Annotated in this window: 19 protein-coding genes; 9 read left to right on the top strand and 10 right to left on the bottom strand. The window is 69.7% G+C overall.

Features of this window, described 5'->3' with window-relative positions:
* The first annotated feature begins 31 nt into the window (after positions 1 to 31).
* The 3 genes from wecB to ACFZCD_RS25070 all read left to right on the top strand — a co-directional run bounded on the left by wecB (position 32) and on the right by ACFZCD_RS25070 (position 4,074).
* A complete protein-coding gene (gene wecB, locus ACFZCD_RS25080; RefSeq protein ID WP_391834480.1) occupies positions 32 to 1,162 on the top strand; it encodes a non-hydrolyzing UDP-N-acetylglucosamine 2-epimerase in 1,131 nt (376 codons plus the stop codon).
* Positions 1,163 to 1,343: 181 nt separating this feature from the next.
* On the top strand, positions 1,344 to 2,708 hold the full coding sequence (locus tag ACFZCD_RS25075; RefSeq protein ID WP_391834478.1) for a glycosyltransferase: 1,365 nt from the start codon (positions 1,344 to 1,346) through the stop codon (positions 2,706 to 2,708).
* Between the two features lie 193 nt (positions 2,709 to 2,901).
* Positions 2,902 to 4,074 (top strand): hypothetical protein, encoded by a 1,173-nt coding sequence (locus ACFZCD_RS25070; protein WP_391834476.1) that lies wholly within the window; start codon positions 2,902 to 2,904, stop codon positions 4,072 to 4,074.
* A gap of 213 nt (positions 4,075 to 4,287) precedes the next feature.
* On the opposite strand, the gene ACFZCD_RS25065 is transcribed toward ACFZCD_RS25070, so the two are convergent.
* On the bottom strand, positions 4,288 to 6,924 hold the full coding sequence (locus ACFZCD_RS25065; RefSeq protein WP_391834474.1) for a valine--tRNA ligase: 2,637 nt from the start codon (positions 6,922 to 6,924) through the stop codon (positions 4,288 to 4,290).
* 99 nt (positions 6,925 to 7,023) lie between these two features.
* On the opposite strand from ACFZCD_RS25065, the gene ACFZCD_RS25060 reads away from it, so the two are divergent.
* The 4 genes from ACFZCD_RS25060 (at position 7,024) to ACFZCD_RS25045 (ending at position 10,292) form a co-directional block, all read left to right on the top strand.
* Positions 7,024 to 7,809 (top strand): hypothetical protein, encoded by a 786-nt coding sequence (locus ACFZCD_RS25060; protein ID WP_391834472.1) that lies wholly within the window; start codon positions 7,024 to 7,026, stop codon positions 7,807 to 7,809.
* A gap of 100 nt (positions 7,810 to 7,909) precedes the next feature.
* Positions 7,910 to 8,764, top strand: coding sequence for a hypothetical protein (locus ACFZCD_RS25055; RefSeq protein WP_391834470.1), 855 nt, complete (start codon positions 7,910 to 7,912; stop codon positions 8,762 to 8,764).
* A gap of 179 nt (positions 8,765 to 8,943) precedes the next feature.
* A complete protein-coding gene (locus ACFZCD_RS25050) occupies positions 8,944 to 9,861 on the top strand; it encodes a hypothetical protein (protein ID WP_391834468.1) in 918 nt (305 codons plus the stop codon).
* A 146-nt stretch (positions 9,862 to 10,007) separates the two neighbouring features.
* Positions 10,008 to 10,292 carry a hypothetical protein gene (locus ACFZCD_RS25045; RefSeq protein ID WP_391834466.1) on the top strand — a complete coding sequence of 95 codons (285 nt, stop codon included), beginning with the start codon at positions 10,008 to 10,010 and terminating at the stop codon, positions 10,290 to 10,292.
* A gap of 79 nt (positions 10,293 to 10,371) precedes the next feature.
* Here the strand turns inward: ACFZCD_RS25045 and ACFZCD_RS25040 are convergent, their stop codons facing one another.
* Entirely contained in the window at positions 10,372 to 10,668 is a 297-nt protein-coding gene (locus ACFZCD_RS25040; protein ID WP_391834464.1) for a hypothetical protein, read from the bottom strand.
* Between the two features lie 306 nt (positions 10,669 to 10,974).
* On the opposite strand from ACFZCD_RS25040, the gene ACFZCD_RS25035 reads away from it, so the two are divergent.
* Positions 10,975 to 11,211 (top strand): GntR family transcriptional regulator, encoded by a 237-nt coding sequence (locus ACFZCD_RS25035; protein WP_391834462.1) that lies wholly within the window; start codon positions 10,975 to 10,977, stop codon positions 11,209 to 11,211.
* A 710-nt stretch (positions 11,212 to 11,921) separates the two neighbouring features.
* Here the strand turns inward: ACFZCD_RS25035 and ACFZCD_RS25030 are convergent.
* Positions 11,922 to 12,341, bottom strand: coding sequence for a hypothetical protein (locus ACFZCD_RS25030; protein WP_391834461.1), 420 nt, complete (start codon positions 12,339 to 12,341; stop codon positions 11,922 to 11,924).
* Positions 12,342 to 12,478: 137 nt separating this feature from the next.
* Here ACFZCD_RS25030 and ACFZCD_RS25025 point away from each other — a divergent pair, with 137 nt between their 5' ends.
* Positions 12,479 to 13,015: a GNAT family N-acetyltransferase gene (locus ACFZCD_RS25025; RefSeq protein ID WP_391834459.1), complete on the top strand. Its 537-nt coding sequence runs from the start codon at positions 12,479 to 12,481 to the stop codon at positions 13,013 to 13,015.
* Between the two features lie 27 nt (positions 13,016 to 13,042).
* On the opposite strand, the gene ACFZCD_RS25020 is transcribed toward ACFZCD_RS25025, so the two are convergent.
* The 7 genes from ACFZCD_RS25020 to ACFZCD_RS24990 all read right to left on the bottom strand — a co-directional run bounded on the left by ACFZCD_RS25020 (position 13,043) and on the right by ACFZCD_RS24990 (position 18,098).
* A complete protein-coding gene (locus ACFZCD_RS25020) occupies positions 13,043 to 13,438 on the bottom strand; it encodes a hypothetical protein (protein ID WP_391834457.1) in 396 nt (131 codons plus the stop codon).
* Positions 13,435 to 13,710: a hypothetical protein gene (locus ACFZCD_RS25015; RefSeq protein ID WP_391834455.1), complete on the bottom strand. Its 276-nt coding sequence runs from the start codon at positions 13,708 to 13,710 to the stop codon at positions 13,435 to 13,437. Before ACFZCD_RS25015 ends, ACFZCD_RS25020 begins: the two co-directional genes overlap by 4 nt.
* Before the next feature lie 53 nt (positions 13,711 to 13,763).
* Positions 13,764 to 14,180, bottom strand: a complete 417-nt coding sequence (locus ACFZCD_RS25010) for an ACT domain-containing protein (RefSeq protein WP_391834453.1) — start codon at positions 14,178 to 14,180, stop codon at positions 13,764 to 13,766.
* Between the two features lie 72 nt (positions 14,181 to 14,252).
* Positions 14,253 to 15,149 (bottom strand): hypothetical protein, encoded by an 897-nt coding sequence (locus tag ACFZCD_RS25005; protein ID WP_391834451.1) that lies wholly within the window; start codon positions 15,147 to 15,149, stop codon positions 14,253 to 14,255.
* Between the two features lie 163 nt (positions 15,150 to 15,312).
* A complete protein-coding gene (clpX, locus tag ACFZCD_RS25000; protein WP_030366476.1) occupies positions 15,313 to 16,602 on the bottom strand; it encodes an ATP-dependent Clp protease ATP-binding subunit ClpX in 1,290 nt (429 codons plus the stop codon).
* A gap of 142 nt (positions 16,603 to 16,744) precedes the next feature.
* Positions 16,745 to 17,398: an ATP-dependent Clp protease proteolytic subunit gene (locus ACFZCD_RS24995; protein WP_058044444.1), complete on the bottom strand. Its 654-nt coding sequence runs from the start codon at positions 17,396 to 17,398 to the stop codon at positions 16,745 to 16,747.
* 94 nt (positions 17,399 to 17,492) lie between these two features.
* Entirely contained in the window at positions 17,493 to 18,098 is a 606-nt protein-coding gene (locus ACFZCD_RS24990; protein ID WP_391834850.1) for an ATP-dependent Clp protease proteolytic subunit, read from the bottom strand.
* Positions 18,099 to 18,320: the final 222 nt, after the last annotated feature.

The following is an 18,320-nucleotide window of genomic DNA, read 5'->3' as shown; positions in this document are numbered from 1 at the left end:
GTCACCGTCCGCCAGCCCCAGGAGTCACCTCGTGCAGTTCCTGCCCGCCCGTAGCGTCGCCGTCGTCCTCGGCACCCGCCCCGAGCTGGTCAAGCTCACCGACCTCGTACGCCTCCTGGGCCCCGCCGCCCACCTGGTGCACACCGGTCAGCACTACGACGAGGAACTCTCCGGCCGCTTCCTGACCGAGCTGGGCCTGCCCGAGCCGACGTTCCTGACCGGGGTCGGCGGACAGCCGCGCGCCGTCCAGATCTCCAGCGCCCTCGCCCAGCTGGACGACCTCTTCACCGCCGAGCCGCCGCGCGCCGTCGTCGTCCAGGGCGACACCAACGCGGCCCTCGCGGGCGCGCTCGCCGCGAACGCCCGCGGCATCCCGCTGCTGCACGTCGAGGCCGGCCTGCGCAGCCACGACCGCAACATGCCCGAGGAGCACAACCGCGTCCTCATCGACAGCATCGCGGACGTGCTGTGCGCGGCCACGGAGGACAACCGCGCGAACCTGCTCGCGGAGGGCGTCGCGGACGCCCGGATCGCCGTCACCGGCAACACGGTGGTCGAGGCGGTGCACGGGCAGCTGCCGCCGGCCTCCGAGCGCGCCGAGCTGCTGGCGCAGCACGGGCTGACCGCCGACGCGTACGTCCTGGCCACCGTCCACCGGCCCGAGAACACCGACTCCCCCGAGGCGCTGCGGGCCGTCTTCACCGAGCTCGCCGCGCTCGCGGCCGACGGCCGACCGGTCGTCGTGCCGCTGCACCCGCGGACCCGTGCCCGCATCGAGGCCGCCGGCCTGGAGGGCCTCCTGGCGGGCCTGACCGTCACCCGCCCGCTCGGCTACGGCGAGTTCCTCGCCCTGGCCCGGCACGCGGCGCTGCTCGTCTCCGACTCGGGCGGCATCCAGGAGGAGTGCACGGTGCTGGGGCGGCCGCTGGTCGTCGTGCGGCGCTCGACGGAGCGGCCCGAGGCGATGGCGGACTTCGCGGACCTGGTGGAGCCGGGTGCGGAGATCGGGCGGGCGGCCCGGCGCCGGCTCGCCTCCGGCGCGGAGGGGCTGGACCGCCTGTCGGCCCTGCCGAGCCCCTTCGGGGACGGCCTGGCGTCGGAGCGGATCACCGCCCTGCTGACGGCGATCGCCGCCCCGCAGCACTTGGCAGCGGCGGCGTAGGGACCTCTCCCGCCCCGTCCTTCCCGTAACCGGGGCCGAGCCCCGGGGTCCGGGCGCAGCCCGGGAAACGGTGAAAGGGCGGGACCGGGGCCTCTCCTCCGCCGCAACGGCGAGCAGCCCCCACGCACGTGACCGGCGGTGCCGTACCCGCCGAAGCCCCTTCCCCGGAGCGATACCCCGCATGTTTTCCAGCCCCCTCCTGTTCGTCTTCCCCTTCTTCCTCCTCGCCTGCTTCCTCCTCTACTGGGCCGGCGCCCGCCACGCCTACCTCCGCCGCCCCGAGGCGCAGAACGGCGACGCCGGCGCCTTCGCCTGGCACTTCTTCGTCCCCTGCCGCGACGAGGAGGCGGTCGTCGGCACGACCGTCGGCCGCCTGCGCGCCGACCACCCGCGCGCCCACGTGTGGGTCATCGACGACGACAGCGACGACCGCACCGGCGCCATCGTCGCCGGGCTCGCCGAGACCGACCGCCGCGTGCACCTCGTCAGCCGCGTGCGCCCCGACGCCCGCCAGGGCAAGGGCGCGGCACTGAACGCCGCGTACGACGAACTGAACCAGTTCCTGTCCAAGGACACCGACCGCGAGCGCGTCGTCGTGTGCGTGATCGACGCCGACGGCCAGCTCGACCCGCACGCGCTGGAGCGCGTCAGCGGCCCCGCCGGCTTCGGCGACCCGGAGACCGGCGGCGTGCAGGTCAGCGTGCGCATGCGCAACGCCGGCGACCCGCGCCCGCTGCCGGACCGCGGCCGGGTCCGCAACGCCTTCGCCCGTCTCCTCGTCCGCATGCAGGACATGGAGTTCTCCGTCTCGAACGCCGGCATGCAGCTGCTGCGCGGCCGCACCGGCTCCGTGGGCCTGGGCGGCAACGGCCAGTTCACCCGGCTCGCCGCCCTGGACCGGATCGCCGCCGCCGAGCGCCGCCCCTGGAAGCGCGGCGCGCTCCTGGAGGACTACGAGCTGGGCCTGCACATGATCCTCAACGGTGACCGGATATCCCACATAGCCGACACCTGGGTCTCCCAGGAGGGCCTGCCGCACGCCCGCCGCTTCCTCACGCAGCGCACCCGCTGGGCGCAGGGCAACCTGCAGTGCGTCCGCTACGCGCCGCGCATCGTCTCCTCCCGCCACTACGGCGGCAAGGGCGTCCTGGAGACGCTCTACACCTTCCTCCAGCCGGTCGCCCACCTGGTGACCCTCGCGCTGTGCGCGGTCATGTTCGCCCTGCTGGGCCTGACCGCCGCCGAGGACGGCTTCGGTGCGGCGTTCGGCGGCATGCTCGCGCTGTGGCCGCTGGTGCTGGGCCTGGCCGTCGTCTCCGTGCTGCCGTTCGTGCTGTGGGGCCCGGTCTACCGCCGGGACCGGGCGTCGGACCACTCCCTGCCGGCCGCCCTGCTGTGGGGTCTGGCACTGTGGCTGTACGCGTACCACCTCTTCCCGGCGTCGGCGCGCGGCTTCGTCCGGATGCTGCGCGGCCGCAACGGCTGGGCCAAGACGCGGCGCAACGCCGAGGTCGTCACCTCGGGCCCGGTCGCGATCGAGAGCTGACGACGGCCGCCGCCCGCCCGGGGCCTGACGGCGCGTCACATCACATAAACGTGAACCGGGTCACAATTCCCGCCCGCAAGGCAACCCCCGCCCCCGTTCCGCCATCTGACCCCCGGTGACACATGTCCGGAGCAGGTCCGGGCAGCGGAACGGGAGCGTTGTGCGGGTGCGGGTACCGGAAATCAGCACACGGATGCACTTGCTGCTGCTCACGGCGTGGACCCTGCTGTGGTTCGCCGTCGTCGAGCCCAACGGCGGCTTCTCCTGGCACTACCTGCGCACCGGGGGCGAGCTGATCTACCAGGGCTCGTCGGGCGACGGCACCGGCGGGCTCAACCTCTACGCCCACCACCCCGAGCTGCAGATGGGCCCCATCAGCTTCCTGGTGGCGGGCCTGTTCAACCCGTTCTCCGAGCACACGGGACAGTTCCTGGCGGCGGCGTTCATGTCCGTGCTGGGCCTGGTCATCGTCGTGCTGGCGGGGCGCAGCGCCGCCATGCACTTCCTCGGTACGGGCACGAACCACCAGCGGCTGCGGCAGCGCGTGCTGATCGCGGGGCTGGCCTTCATCCCCATGTGGATCGAGGTCTCGGTCCGCTTCGGGCACCTGGACGACGTCCTGGCGCTGTTCTTCACCGCGCTGGCGGTCTGGTTCCTGACCCGCTGCAACCCGGCGGCCGTCGGCGCCTGCCTGGCCCTGGCCATGGACTCCAAGCCGACGGCCCTGGCCTTCGTACCGCTGATCCTCGCCCTGCCCCGCGACCGCTGGCTGCGGGCGGCCCTGTGGTGCGCGGCGCTGCTGGCCGTCGCCTGGCTGCCGTTCTTCCTCGCGGCCCCGGACTCCTTCGCCGCGGCGAAGTTCACCATCCCCAACAGCCCGGCCTCCGCCCTGCGCTGGCTGGGCGGCAACACCCCCGTCACCCCCGACTGGGCCCGCCCCGCCCAGGCCGCCCTCGGCCTCACGCTGGGCGCGGTCGCGGTGTGGCGGGGCCGCTGGGCCGGCGTCGTCCTGCTCGGCGCGAACGCCCGCATCCTCCTCGACCCGAGCGTCTACACGTACTACACGGCGTCGGTGCTGCTCGGCACGCTGCTGTGGGACGTCTGCGGGCAGCGGCGCCTCGTCCCCTGGTGGAGCTGGATCGCACTGATCGTGCTGTACGGCAGCGTCTTCGCCGTACCGGACGAGTCGGCGAAGGGCCTGATCCGGCTCGGGTTCGTGGCGGTGTCCACGGTGTACGTACTGTGCTGGCCGCAGCACCGGCGAAAGCGGCGCCGCCCCCTGACCCAGGAGGAAGAGGGCCCGGTGGAGGGCCCCTGGGGCCCGATGTGGGACCCGGGGCGGACGCGCCCGTGGGCGGCGCGTTAGGCATACGCGCCCGTAAGGGCCGCGGGGCCGTATCAATCTGCGGCTCCGCCGCGAGTGCGCGACAAGCCCGCAGCGACTCGGCGCGATCCGCGCCCCATAAGGGGCGCGGGGAACTGCGCGACAAGCCCCCACCGGGCCGCAGGTGACAAGCAAACGGCCCCCCGTACCCACCAAGGGCACAGGGGGCCGCTCAAAGCCCCAGCGGGGCCGGGCTCAGCCCTGCGGCAGCGCCGCCAACTGCGCGCTGATCCGCTCAATATCCGCCTCGGCCGTCTCCAGCCGCTTACGGATCTTCTCCACGGCCGCCTCCGCGGCCTTCGCGAGGAACGCCTCGTTGCCCAGCTTGGCCGTGGACTGCGCCTTGTCCTTCTCGGCCGCGGCGAGCGCCTTCGTGAGGCGCTTGCGCTCGGCCTCGACGTCGATCGTGCCGGACAGGTCGAGCGCGACAGTCGCACCCGCGACCGGCAGCGAGGCGGTCGCGGCGAAGCCCTCGCCGGCCGGCTGCAGACGCAGCAGCGAACGCATCGCGTCCTCGTGGGCCGCCAGCGCCGTGCCGCTCAGGTCGAGCCGGGCCGGGACCTTCTGGCCCGGCTGCAGGCCCTGGTCGGAGCGGAAGCGGCGGACCTCGGTGACGACCTGCTGGAGCGTGGCGATCTCCTGCTCGGCCGCGGCGTCGCGGAAGCCGCTGTCCTTCGGCCAGTCGGCGACGACGACCGACTCCTTGCCGGTGAGCGTGGTCCACAGCGTCTCGGTGACGAAGGGCACGACCGGGTGCAGCAGCTTGAGCGTGACGTCGAGGACCTCGCCCAGGACGCGGGCCGAGACCTCGGCCTCGGGACCGCCCTTCTGGAAGGTGGTCTTGGACAGCTCGACGTACCAGTCGAAGACCTCGTCCCACGCGAAGTGGAACAGCGCGTCCGAGAGCTTCGCGAACTGGTAGTCGTCGTAGAGCGCGTCCACCTCGGCGACGACGGCGTTGAGCCGCGAGAGGATCCAGCGGTCGGTGGCCGACAGCTTCTCGGCGGGCGGCAGGTCGCCCTCGACCGTGGCGCCGTTCATCATCGCGAAGCGCGTCGCGTTCCAGATCTTGTTCGCGAAGTTGCGCGAGCCCTGGACCCAGTCCTCGCCGATCGGCACGTCGACGCCGGGGTTGGCGCCGCGGGCGAGGGTGAAGCGGACGGCGTCGGAGCCGTACTTGTCCATCCAGTCGAGCGGGTTGACCGCGTTGCCGAAGGACTTCGACATCTTCTTGCCGAACTGGTCGCGGACCATGCCGTGCAGGGCGATGGTGTGGAACGGCGGGGTGCCGTCCATCGCGTACAGGCCGAACATCATCATCCGGACGACCCAGAAGAAGAGGATGTCGTAGCCGGTGACGAGGACGGAGTTCGGGTAGAACTTCTCGACGCTCTCGGTCTTCTCCGGCCAGCCGAGGGTGGAGAAGGGCCACAGGCCGGAGGAGAACCAGGTGTCCAGGACGTCGGTCTCCTGGTGCCAGCCCTCGCCGGTCGGCGGCTGCTCGTCCGGTCCGACGCAGACCATCTCGCCGTCCGGGCCGTACCAGACGGGGATGCGGTGGCCCCACCACAGCTGGCGCGAGATGCACCAGTCGTGGAGGTTGTCGACCCAGTCGAAGTAGCGCTTCTCCATCTCCTGCGGGTGGATCTTGACCTTGTCCTCGCGGACGGCGTCGGCGGCGGCCTTGGCCAGCGGGGCGGTCTTCACCCACCACTGCATGGACTGCCGCGGCTCCAGCGTCGTCTTGCAGCGCGAGCAGTGGCCCACGGAGTGGGTGTACGGGCGCTTCTCGGCGACGATGCGGCCCTCGGCGCGCAGGGCGCCGACGATCGCGGAACGGGCCTCGAAGCGGTCCAGGCCGAGGAAGGGGCCGTGGGCCGTGATGACGCCGTGCTCGTCGAGGACGGTGAGCGACGGCAGGTCGTGGCGTCGCCCGATCTCGAAGTCGTTCGGGTCGTGGGCCGGGGTCACCTTGACGGCACCCGTGCCGAACTCCGGGTCGACGTGCTCGTCGGCGACGACCGGGATGCGGCGGCCGGTCAGCGGCAGCTCGATCTCCGTGCCGACGAGGTGCTTGTAGCGCTCGTCCTCGGGGTGGACGGCCACGGCGGTGTCGCCCAGCATCGTCTCGGCGCGCGTCGTGGCGACGACGATGGAGGCGTCGCCCTCGCCGTAGCGGATGGAGACGAGCTCGCCGTCGTCGTCCTGGTACTCCACCTCGATGTCCGAGATGGCGGTCAGGCAGCGCGGGCACCAGTTGATGATGCGCTCGGCGCGGTAGATCAGCTCGTCGTCGTAGAGCTTCTTGAAGATCGTCTGGACGGCCTTGGACAGGCCCTCGTCCATGGTGAACCGCTCGCGGCTCCAGGCGACGCCGTCACCCAGACGGCGCATCTGGCCGGAGATCTGCCCGCCGGACTCGGCCTTCCACTGCCAGACGCGCTCGACGAACGCCTCACGGCCGAGGTCGTGGCGCGACTTGCCCTCCTTGGCGAGCTCGCGCTCGACCACGTTCTGCGTGGCGATGCCCGCGTGGTCCATGCCCGGCTGCCACAGGACCTCGTAGCCCTGCATGCGCTTGCGGCGGGTGAGGGCGTCGATCAGCGTGTGCTCGAAGGCGTGGCCCAGGTGGAGGGAGCCGGTGACGTTCGGCGGCGGAATGACGATCGTGTAGGGCTCCTTCTCGCTCTTGGCATCGGCCTCGAAGTAGCCCCGCTCTACCCAGCGCTCGTACAGCGGCCCCTCTACGTCGGCCGGCACGTACTGGGTCGGCAGGTCGGGGGTGCGGTCGGTCGCGTGCCCGCTGTCGGGGCGCTGAGTGTTGTCGGTCACGGGGTGAATTCTACGGGGGCGTGCGCGGGGGTTTCGAATCGATGGCCGCGGGATCGGCAAGGATGACGCCCACGCAACGAGAGAAGCGACGAGAGAACGATGAGCAAGCAGCAGGCCGACCTGTACGAGCCGCTTCCGGCGGCCCCCCGGTCCTACGCACAGCCGGGCGGTCCGAGCGGCTACGGCGCGGCCGTGTGGCCGCCGCCCGTCCCGGACCGCCCGAGCGGCAAGGGGAAGCTGGTGGCGGGCGTGGTGATCGGTTCGATCGTCATGCTGTGCGCCCTTCTGGGCGGTTTCCTGATCCTCACGCGCGGCGGCCCGGCGGGCGGTGCGGGCGACGGGCGCGGGGACGGCGGCGGCGAGCGGTACCGGCTGACGGCGCCGGACCGCGTGGCCGGCTTCCGGAGGGACTCGCCGGTCGGCCGGACGTTCCGTACGGATCACCTGGACCGCCTGCGGAGCCTGGGGGTCCACGACGCGGGGAGCGTCACGGCCGGCTACTCCTCCGGCCGGGAAAAGCTGATGTTCAGCGGCATCTGGGGTGAGGTGAAGGATCCCGAGCGGGCCGTGGACGGCATGTTCGAGGCGATGGCGGAGGACGCGCTGAAGCAGCCGGTGAAGCGCGGCGCGAGGGAAGAGGTGCAGGGGCGGCCGGAGCGGGTCCGCCCGCGGGGCGTGGGCCGTGACGCGGTGATGAAGTGCCAGTCGGTGCGCTTCACGCCGGCGGACGGCGGGCCCGGCGCGGCCCTGACGCTCCCGTACTGCGTGTGGGCCGACCGCGGCACGGTGGGCGTCGTGGGGGCGGCCCTGGGCGAGCGGACGGATATTCCGGAGGCGGCGGAAGCGGCGGGGAGGCTGCGGGGGGCGGCGCTGACCCCGAAGTGAGAGCAGACTCTGAAGTGAGACCCGACGTAAGAACTGAATAAGCGACAAGAAAGGATGTAGACCGACTTCTGTCACCAAACAGACGTGGGGGGAACATCCGATGAACGACTACGAGCCGACGCCGCCGCCCGTTCCGCCGGCGCCGCAGGGACCGCCCGTGCCGCCGCAGCCTTACGGGGAGCCTTACGGGGAGCCCGGTCAGGCGTACGGGCAGCCGGGCCAGCCGCCGTACGGTCAGCAGGGCCAGTGGCCGCCGCCGATCCCGGACCGCCGGGGCGGAAAGGGCAAGGCGATCGGCATCGGAGTGGGCGCGCTGGCCGTGGTGGGGGCCTTGGTGGGCGGCGCCCTGTACTTCACCGGCGGCGATGACGACGGCAGGGGGGCGTACACGATCGAGCTGCCTCCGGCACTGGTGGACGGCGAGTACAAGAAGCAGGCGCCGGACGCCGACGACGAGGGAGTCAAGAGCCTCGACGCCGAGGACCGTGCCGAAATGAAGAAGCTCGGCCTTGAGGGCGTCGACGGCGACCACGTCGGCTACAAGAACGACAAGAACCAGGGCCTCCAGGTCGTCGGCATGTACGGCAAAATCCCCGACCCGGCGAAGTCCGTCGACAAGATGATCAGGAACATGGCCGAGTCGGACAAGGACAACGAGGACGGGACGCCGACGAGCGACTGGCTCAAGCGCGGCGAGTACAAGGACTACCGCCCGAGCGGCTTCGACGGCGCCGTCCTGAAGTGCAAGCAGGACACGATGTCGTTCAGCATCGTCGAGAAGAAGTTCTCGCAGGTCATGAGCCAGTGCATCTGGGGCGACAAGGGTGCCGTCGGGCTCGTCATGAGCCACAGCATGGGCGGCAGCGAGGACATGCAGAAGACCAACGGCCTGACGGCGGAGAAGCTGGCCGAGGTCACGGCCAAAATCCGCAAGGAGGTCCGCAAGCCGCGGTAGCCCCTGCGGGGCGGCGCGGAGACGGGGCAGGGGGCGATTCGACCGAAGTGGCCGAAGTGACCGCCGATGCGTACGCAACTGTTCCGAAACCGTTGCCGCCCGGCGTCAAGGCCCCTGTAGGAGATCCGGAAGGATAGCGGGACTGTCACACGAATCCCCCCAGGATCGAGAGAGAAACGATGAGCTACAACCAGCCGGGCCCCTACGGCCAGCAGCCGCCTCAGCAGCCGTACGGCCAGGGCGCCCCCGCCGGCCAGCCCGGTTACGGTTACCCGCCGCCCCCGCCGCCGCCCGGCACGCCGTACGGCGCCGCCCCGCAGCAGCCCCAGCAGCCCTGGGGCGTCCCCCAGCAGTCCCAGCCCGGCTACCCGGGCCAGTACCCCCCGCCGGTCCCGCCCCAGGGCGGCGGCAAGGGCAAGGCGATCGGCATCACGATCGGCGCGGTAGCGGTCGTGGGCGCGCTCATCGCGGGGGTGGTGTACTTCATGGGCGGCGGCGGTGACGTGAAGCCGTACACGATCGTCCTGCCGGACACGCTGCTGGACGGCAAGTACACGAAGAGCAGTGCGAGCGCGCCCGGGGCTAAGCAGACGAGCACGAAGGACCTGGCCGACGACAAGAACGCCAAGGAACTGGGCATCTCCAACGGCACGGGCGTCTCGGGGGCATACGCAAGTGCCGAGAAGCAAACTCTCACGGTACTTGGCGTGTACGGCGAGCTCTCCGACCCGGAGAAGACGGTCGATGCGGTGATCGCAAAGACGGAAGAGGACGAGAAGAAGAACACTGCGACCATGCAGGGCGTTAAGGTCGAAACAGTCACAGCTTGGACAAGCTTCTCCCCAAGCGGCTTCGACGGCGCGGTCATGAAGTGCGAGCAGAAGAAGTCGACGGCCAGCATGGGCACGATCTCAAGCACCGGCGAGATCAGCGTCTGCATCTGGGGCGACTCGAGCGCCTTCGGTGTAGTCCGGCATGTGACCTCGAAGAGCAACTCCCCCTATGGGGGCGCGACCTCCACAGGCAATGGAATGTCCGCCGAGGAACTCTCGGAGGCGACCGCCAAGGTCCGCAACGAGGTTCGCAAGGACAAGTGAGCCGTCGCACCAGTCGGGAGGATGGCTGAATCACAGCGCATGACCAAAGGTCACGGCCAGTAAGGTTACCCCCATCGATGATCAAGCCTGCCGAGCGGCTCGTTGAGCCCGCCCGGCAGGCTACTTGATGTGAGGGAGACAACATCGTGCGCAAGTTGGCACAGCGAGTGGCGATTGCAGCAGGGTTGATCATGACAGCAGGCACGCTTCAACTTGCCACCTCGACCGCGGCAGAAGCTACTCCCGCCCAGTGCACGAGTTACCTGAAGTCGTACGGTTACACCGTCGGCCCCAAGGTGAAGCAGGCCTGTCAGGGTGCATCTAACGATCCGATGGACGACGTACTGCACAGCAATGACCCCTGCATAGAAATGTTGAAGCTCCTCGGGGTCCGCCCTCAGCACGCCACCTTCGCTTGCGAGTACCACTAGGCGTCTAGGGCAACCTCGCCCAGCGTAGGTCGCCCGCGCAGCGGTGACGGGCCGCAGGGCGACCCGTCGCCGTTCTCAGCTATCTACCCCACCTGCTGGCGGTGTTGGCCGCCTGCACCTTGGCGCTGAGCAGCTCCGCTTCGGTGACGGGCCGGACCGCGCCGGGTTCCGCCTCCCACTCCTTGCCGCCGACGAGCGTACGCAGCAGGATCTGCGAACCGCCGTTGTCCATGACCTGCCCGACGGTGTCGTCCCGGGTGTCCAGGACGAACGTGCCGATCGCGGGCAGCGTTTGCGGATGCTCCTCGACGGAGCAGGTGCAGGCAGCCAGCGGGCCGACCGGCCGGAGGTCGATGCCGTGGGCAGTGGCCCACACGTAGACGCCGCAGGAGGGGCCTTGGGGGGCGGGGGATTGGAGTTGGGGCTCAGCGGTGCGGAGTTCAGGCAGAGGCGGGGGCTCGGGGGTTGGAACCTGCCGTGTCCAACCGAACCAGCGGCGGATAAAGTTGCGCATGTCGGCGCTCCTCTGAAGCGTTGACCATGCCCCGGGACCGTGCCAGCGGTCGCCGGGGTCTCCCATATGCGGGACCCTACCGCAGTATGCGTAGCACACTTAGAAAACCAAGAAATCGAAGCTAATCGCTCATTGCCGCGCACTGCATGAAACGCGTAGCGTGCCCATGTGATCGAATTCGTTCCCGACATCCCGCGCTGGCGTCAGGTGGCCGATGTGATCCGACAGCGCATCAAGAACGGCACGTATCCCCCGCGTACGAGGGTGCCCTCCGTGTTCCAGCTCTGCGAAGAGTTCGGTATCGCCGCGGCCACGGCCCACAAGGTCCACCGGGGCCTACGAGCTGAGGGCCTCATCTACACGGAACCCGGCCTGGGTTCATACGTCTCCCCGCCGCAGTCGTAACGCGCCGCGGCCGACTGCCTGTCTCGTCGTAGCTGAGGTCAAGACAGGCTGGCAGCAGGGGGAGGAGTGGGGGGCGCGGGTCGGCTCGGGATTGCTTGCGGCCGGTGGGCGGTTGGCCGCCGTACTCCTGCCGTCACGGATGCGGGCGCGTAAGGAGACCGGTCCCTCCGGCCGTGGCTGGCGGGGAGCGGGCTGCTGCCGCGATGTGGTGCCTGCCGTCGTGGGCGCTTCGCTCGGCGCGCCACCGCTGTGGCTGAGCGGTTGGCTGTCCCTGAGTAGGGGGTTGAGCCCCATTAGCCACCCGTCATGGGGCCAAGCCGGTTGATTACGGGGCTGAGAAGCGCAAAAAGGCCGCTAGAGCGCAGTTGAGCCCCCTTATCCGCCGGTATTACGCCCCGGCCGGTGGATATCCGTGCCAACAACGGCCCACCAGCCGCCAACCCCCACCACCCGCACCCGCCCGCTCAGCCACAACGGCGAGAAACTGAGCGAAGCGCCCACGACGGGCCCAGACACATCGCGGCAGCAGCCAGCTCCCCCTCAGCCCACACCTATGCGCAAGGTCTCCTCACGCACCCGCATCCGCGACGGCGCGAGTACGGCGGCCAACTCCCCACCGGCCCCAGGCAATCCCAAACCGGACCCGAGCCCCCCACCCCTCCCCCTGCTGGCAGCCCGTTCTAACCCGCACCCAACCCACGGATCCGCACCTAGCTCATCTCCGTGCCGTTGATGTAGTAGACCTCAACCGTCGCGGTGCCGTGCAGGAACTGTTCGACCAGGGCGCCCGTGCGGTCGCCACGGTCCCAGGCCGCCTTGGCCTTCGGGCTCAGTTCACGGAGGCCGAGGCCGGCGCTGGCCGGGCGGATGAGGAGGTCGGCCCAGCCGGCGCTGCGGAGGTACTTCTCCAGCTCCGAACCCGCGCTGGCCTTGGACTCCAGGTACCGGTGGGGCGGCAGTCCGTCGCGGTTGCCGATCGGCTGGCCGACGAGGGCCTTGGACAGTACGGCGCGGGAGGCCGTGTTCCAGCCGATGTTGCCGTGCTGGAGGACGGACCATTTGGCGCCCTTGCTCGTCGCAATGGTGAGGTCGCTGTTACTGATGCTCTTGAGAATGAAGTGGCCTGCCATGTCGCTCCCTTGAGGGTCGGTCGGCCGATCGCTCGGCTCGCTCGGCGAGGTGGACCCCCGCATGCTCGTCCCCCGACCCGGATCCCGGCCAGAGCCCGAATCAGCCAGCGGCGAGCAGCCCCATAGGCTGGCGCGTCGTGAACGCGAATACATCCCAGGTCACGTACGAGTTGGCCTTCCGCCGCGCGGGCGCGCGCGACCTGGCGCGGCTCGTCCGGCTGCGCGACGACGCGGCGCGCTGGCAGATCACGCGGGGCATCGACCAGTGGAAGCCCGGCCAGCTCGGCGAGGAGCACTTCCGGGCGCGCATCGAAGAAGGCGAGGTCTGGTTCGCGGCCCTCGGCGCGGACGGGCCGGTCGCCGGGGCGTGGGAGCTCTGGTGGGACGACCCGGCCGCCTGGGGCCCGCAGCCCCCGACGGCGGGCTACGTCCACCGCCTCATGACCGACCGCCGCACCGCCCCGCCCGGCACCGGCCTCCGGATGCTGGCCGAGGCCGAACGCCGCATCGCCGCCGCCGGCCGTACGTCGTGCCGGCTGGACTGCCTGGCCAACAATGCGCGGCTGCGGGCGTACTACGAAGCGGCGGGCTACACCGTCGTCGGCGAGCAGTCGTCCAAGGACGGCGGCCTGGGCAACCCGTACGCGGTCACCTTGCTGGAAAAGCGGCTTTGAGGTCCGGGCGGACGGTGCGGTCGCCGGCTAGAGAAAGCCCAGCATCTCCGGGGAGTCCACGTTGATGGCCAGCGTCCCCGGCGGGTAGCGGTCTTCGTCGTCGGTGAGCAGGATCGACAGACCGGTGAACTCCGCACGGGGCAGCGCGCAGTACAAAGCGTGACAGGTGTCCGGACCACCGTAGCCGTCGCGCACCATCGTGCCCACCGTGACGGCCGCGACCGTATCAAGGGGGTCGACGGCGACGGTGGGAAAGCCCAGGACGCGCCGCGCCGCCCCCTCGTCGTCCGCTTCGGCCTGCATGAGGCACAGGGCGGGAACACGCAGCTGATCGGCCGCGGCGGCCATATTGGCCGCGAGCAGGTTGAGCGTCTTGTGGCCGTTCGCCAGGGCCCGCGTGGCCGCGGTGTCCAGGATGATCACGCAGCCGCGCTCCGGGCCTTCTTGGCGGCGATCTTGTAGATGTTGGCCAAGATGTCGGGCGCCTGGTCGAACTCTGCGTCGCTGATGTCGAGGCCGATGACCTGACGCACGTGCTCACGAGCGGCGGCGAGCCGCTGAGCGCGCTGCTCGGCCGTGGGCTCCTGCTCGGCCAGTGCTTCGACGAGCTGGCCGATGGTCAGGCCGCGTTCCCGTGCGAGCTCGGCGAGATGATCGCGGGTTTCACGGGGAATCTGGATCGTCGTTGTTGCCACAGCAACACCATAGGGCAACTATGGTGCCGCGCGCCCGGCGATCTCGCAGGTCCTCAAGCGCCGGGCTGATCCCATTCGGCCGCGCTCGCCAGCCTCTCCAGCACGCCCACCGCCTCCTGCGCCCGCTCGTGCGGAACGAACAGGTGGTCGTGATGGAAGCCCGCGACGACGTTGCAGCTCAGGCCCGCCTGGGCCAGGGCCTGGGAGACCGCTGCCGTGAGCCCCACCGCCTCCAGGGCGGAGTGGATCCGCAGGGTGATCCAGCCCGCGACGTACTCGTACGGCAGGCCCGCCTTGTCGGCCTCCTCCTGGTCGAGCACCAGGGTCAGCCCCTCGGGCTCCCGCACCGTCACCACGGGGGTGAGGCCGGTCGGCACCGCGTCCGCGGCCGTGACGTAGACGTACCGCCCGGGGTTCAGCTCCGGCCGCATTCCGCTCAGGAGCCTGCTCAGATCACGTTCTCCAGCCATGGCCACACCCTACGCACGGACGCGCGAAAGGGCGCCCGGCACTCGTCCGGACGCCCTCTTCCAAACTAACGCTCAGCTCTCTTCCACGAAGAGTTCGTCGATCGTGGAGACGGTGAGGGCGCGGTCCATCCAGCGCTCCAAGGTGAGCATCTGGGCACAGTCCATGATGCGCTCCCGGGCCGCAGGGGGCATGAGGATTCCCCGGTTGTCCAGCACACGCAGCACCATCTGGGCAGACCCCCGGACGCGCCCCTCGGCCTTGCCCTCCAGGTACGTCTCCTCGATCAGGGTGCCCCGGCCGGGGAAGTAGGTACGCGGGCTCATCAGGTGCCTCCGAATGTCTTCGGTCAGGAAGTCCCCCAGACCGATCTCCAGCAATTCCCAGCAGAACGCGGCCGAGTCCGACTCGACCGTTGCCAAGGCCTTTCCCAGTGCCTTCAGTGCAGCCGCAGCGTCTTCCTCCTCATGGCTGTGCGCCACGACGGAGAACACCGCCGACAGCAGATCCTGGGCAGCCCGGTCCGGGTCGGTGATCAGGGGAACGTTCCCGGGCCCCAGGACCAGCGGACGCAGGGACAGCGCAGTCCAGCCTTCAGGGCCGAGCTGGAACGGACCGGCCGCCCATCCCTCGACCTCCTTGTCCTGGCAGACCACCAGAAGGAGGGCCGGACAGTCGTACCTCGCCATCAGGTGTGAGAGGTAGCCCGCCCATCTGACCGGCTTGCCCTCGCTGCGCCACTCCGCCATCGCGACGGCGACGAGGAAACCATCACTGCCGTCGGCCGGTCCGACAACCAGCACACAGTCCGCGCGTCGATCGAGCATCTTCATCTTCGCGGTCTCTGCGGGAAGTACTCCTAGGGACACCTTCTCCGGTAACGGCACACCCAGAAGCCGGAACACCGGGGCAAGCATCTCGGGACGGTCCCGGAAGATGTAGTACACCGCATCGTCGGGCGAAATGGCCATGATCTGACCGTAGGAACGCAGGTCCCGCTGCGTCCGGCGATCCCCTACCGACCACCCGTTCGAGCATCGGATCGCCCACCAGTTCTACGAACCCCCGGACAACCGAAAGGGCGCCCGGCACAGTGCCGGGCGCCCTCACAAGCAAACAAGCTCAGCGCAGCGCCTACGCGCTCTTCTCGTGCCGCTCGTCCTTCCCCACGATCCGCGGCTCGCGCGGCACCAGGGTGGGGTTCACGTTCGAGTGGACGACGTCCGCCGTGATGACGACGCGGGCCACGTCCTTGCGGGACGGGACCTCGTACATCACGGACATCAGGACTTCCTCCATGATGGCGCGCAGGCCGCGCGCGCCCGTGCCGCGCAGGATCGCCTGGTCGGCGATGGCCTCCAGGGCCGGGCGGTCGAACTCCAGCTCGACGCCGTCGAGTTCGAACAGCCGCTGGTACTGCTTGACCAGGGCGTTGCGCGGCTCCACCAGGATCTGGAGGAGGGCCTCGCGGTCGAGGTTGTGGACCGAGGTGATCACCGGGAGGCGGCCGATGAACTCCGGGATCATGCCGAACTTGACCAGGTCCTCCGGCATGACCTCCTGGAACTGGTCGCTGGCCTCGATCTCCCGCTTGGAGCGGATCGTGGCGCCGAAGCCGATGCCCTTCGCGCCCGCCCGGGACTCGATGATCTTCTCCAGGCCGGAGAAGGCGCCGCCCACGATGAACAGCACGTTCGTCGTGTCGATCTGGATGAATTCCTGGTGCGGGTGCTTGCGGCCGCCCTGGGGCGGGACCGAGGCCGTGGTGCCTTCCAGGATCTTCAGCAGGGCCTGCTGGACGCCCTCGCCCGACACGTCCCGTGTGATCGATGGATTTTCGCTCTTTCGGGCGACCTTGTCGATCTCATCGATGTAGATGATGCCGGTCTCGGCCTTCTTGACGTCGTAGTCGGCGGCCTGGATCAGCTTCAGCAGGATGTTCTCGACGTCCTCGCCGACGTAGCCGGCCTCCGTCAGGGCCGTCGCGTCGGCGATGGCGAAGGGGACGTTCAGCATGCGGGCCAGGGTCTGGGCCAGCAGCGTCTTGCCGGAGCCCGTGGGGCCCAGCAGCAGGATGTTGGACTTGGCGAGCTCGATGCCGTCGTCGCGGTTGTGGGCGCCGGTCTCGCCGGCCTGCACCCGCTTGTAATGGTTGTAGACGGCGACGGAAAGGGCCTTTTTCGCGGCTTCCTGGCCGACGACATAGCCCTCGAGGAACTCGTAGATTTCGCGGGGCTTGGGAAGCTCTTCCCAGCGCACCTCGCTCGTCTCCGCGAGCTCTTCCTCGATGATCTCGTTGCAGAGGTCGATGCACTCGTCGCAGATGTACACACCAGGACCCGCGATGAGCTTCTTCACCTGCTTCTGGCTCTTGCCGCAGAACGAGCACTTGAGCAGATCGCCGCCGTCACCGATGCGTGCCACGAGGTGCTTCCCCTTCGCCTGGGATCCGCCTTGCACTGCGAACCCGGGTGCTTGCCTATCGACGGTACCTTGCCGGGCCCCCCGAGCGGGCCCCCCTTGCCCTTACTCGGTCGGCGCAAGGGGGATACCAGCGGCACGGCGATCAAACGTTTACGGAACTCTTGCGGGTAGAAACGATCTGGTCGACCAGGCCGTAGGCGAGCGCGTCCTCGGCCGTGAGGATCTTGTCGCGCTCGATGTCGTCCCGGATCTTCTCGATCGGCTGGGTGGAGTGCTTGGCCAGCATCTCCTCCAGCTGCGTGCGCATCCGCATGATCTCCTTCGCGGCGATCTCCAGGTCGGAGAGCTGCTCGCGGCCCGTCTGGCTGGAGGGCTGGTGGATCAGCACGCGGGCGTTGGGCAGCGCCATCCGCTTGCCGGGGGTGCCCGCGGCCAGCAGGATCGCGGCGGCGGAGGCCGCCTGGCCCATGCAGACGGTCTGGATGTCCGGCTTCACGAACTGCATCGTGTCGTAGATGGCCGTGAGGGCCGTGAACGAGCCGCCGGGGCTGTTGATGTAGATCGAGATGTCGCGGTCCGGGTCCATCGACTCCAGGCACAGCAGCTGCGCCATGACGTCGTTGGCGGAGGCGTCGTCGATCTGCACGCCCAGGAAGATCACGCGCTCTTCGAAGAGCTTCGCGTACGGGTCGTACTCACGGACGCCCTGGGAGGTGCGCTCCACGAAGCGCGGGACGACATAACGGGCCTCGGCCTGGGGGCCGGTGTACAGGCCGCTCGGGGACGAGATGTTCATGCGGGTTTCACCATCCTGGTGGCGGTCGGTGGGCCGGGAAGCAGCGCCCGGGCCCGGATACGGGCTGTCTGGCGGTTACCTACTGCGCCGGGGCTCAGGCCCCGGTGCCGCCGCCACCCGGAACGCCGGCGGCGTGGGTGATGATCTCGTCGATGATCCCGTACTCCTTGGCCTCCTCGGCCGTGAACCAGCGGTCACGGTCACCGTCACGGATGATCGTGTCCACGGTCTGGCCGGTGTGGTGCGCGGTGATCTCGGCCATGCGCTTCTTGGTGCGCAGCAGCTGCTCGGCCTGGATCTTGATGTCCGTGGCCGTACCGCCGAGGCCCGCGGACCCCTGGTGCATGAGGATGTCGGTGTTGGGCAGCGCGAAGCGCTTGCCCGGGGTGCCGCCGGTCAGCAGGAACTGGCCCATCGAGGCCGCGAGGCCCATGCCGATGGTCACCACGTCGTTCGGGATGTACTGCATGGTGTCGTAGACCGCCATGCCGGCCGTCACCGAACCGCCGGGGCTGTTGATGTAGAGGTAGATGTCCTTGTCCGGGTCGGCGGCCAGGAGGAGCATCTGCGCCGTGATCTTGTTGGCGATGTCGTCGTCGACCTGCTGGCCCAGGAAGATGATCCGCTCCCCGAGCAGCCGGTTGTAGACCTGGTCGCCGAGGCCACCACCGATGGCGATCTCACCGGCGGCGGAAGGCATCAGATTCGTCACGTATCCACCTGCTCGTCTCTGACGGCAACGGGCCGTCTCCGCGTCTTCTCCGGGGACCGGGGTACGGGCGGCCCGGCCGGACTGCTTCCGGCGGTCGCCAAGTGGTCCCCTGCCCTCGTATCTACGGACCCTAACGCGCTGTTCGGCGGGCGCCATCCCGCATCAGGAACTGTTCGCTCTGAGCGCAGGTTCGGTGCGACGCCGGTACCG

This window comes from Streptomyces sp. NPDC008001 (assembly GCF_042958085.1).
In the GTDB taxonomy this organism is placed as follows: domain Bacteria; phylum Actinomycetota; class Actinomycetes; order Streptomycetales; family Streptomycetaceae; genus Streptomyces.
The sequence above is the reverse complement of the archived record's forward strand: the minus strand, read 5'-3'. Positions and strand labels throughout refer to the sequence as shown.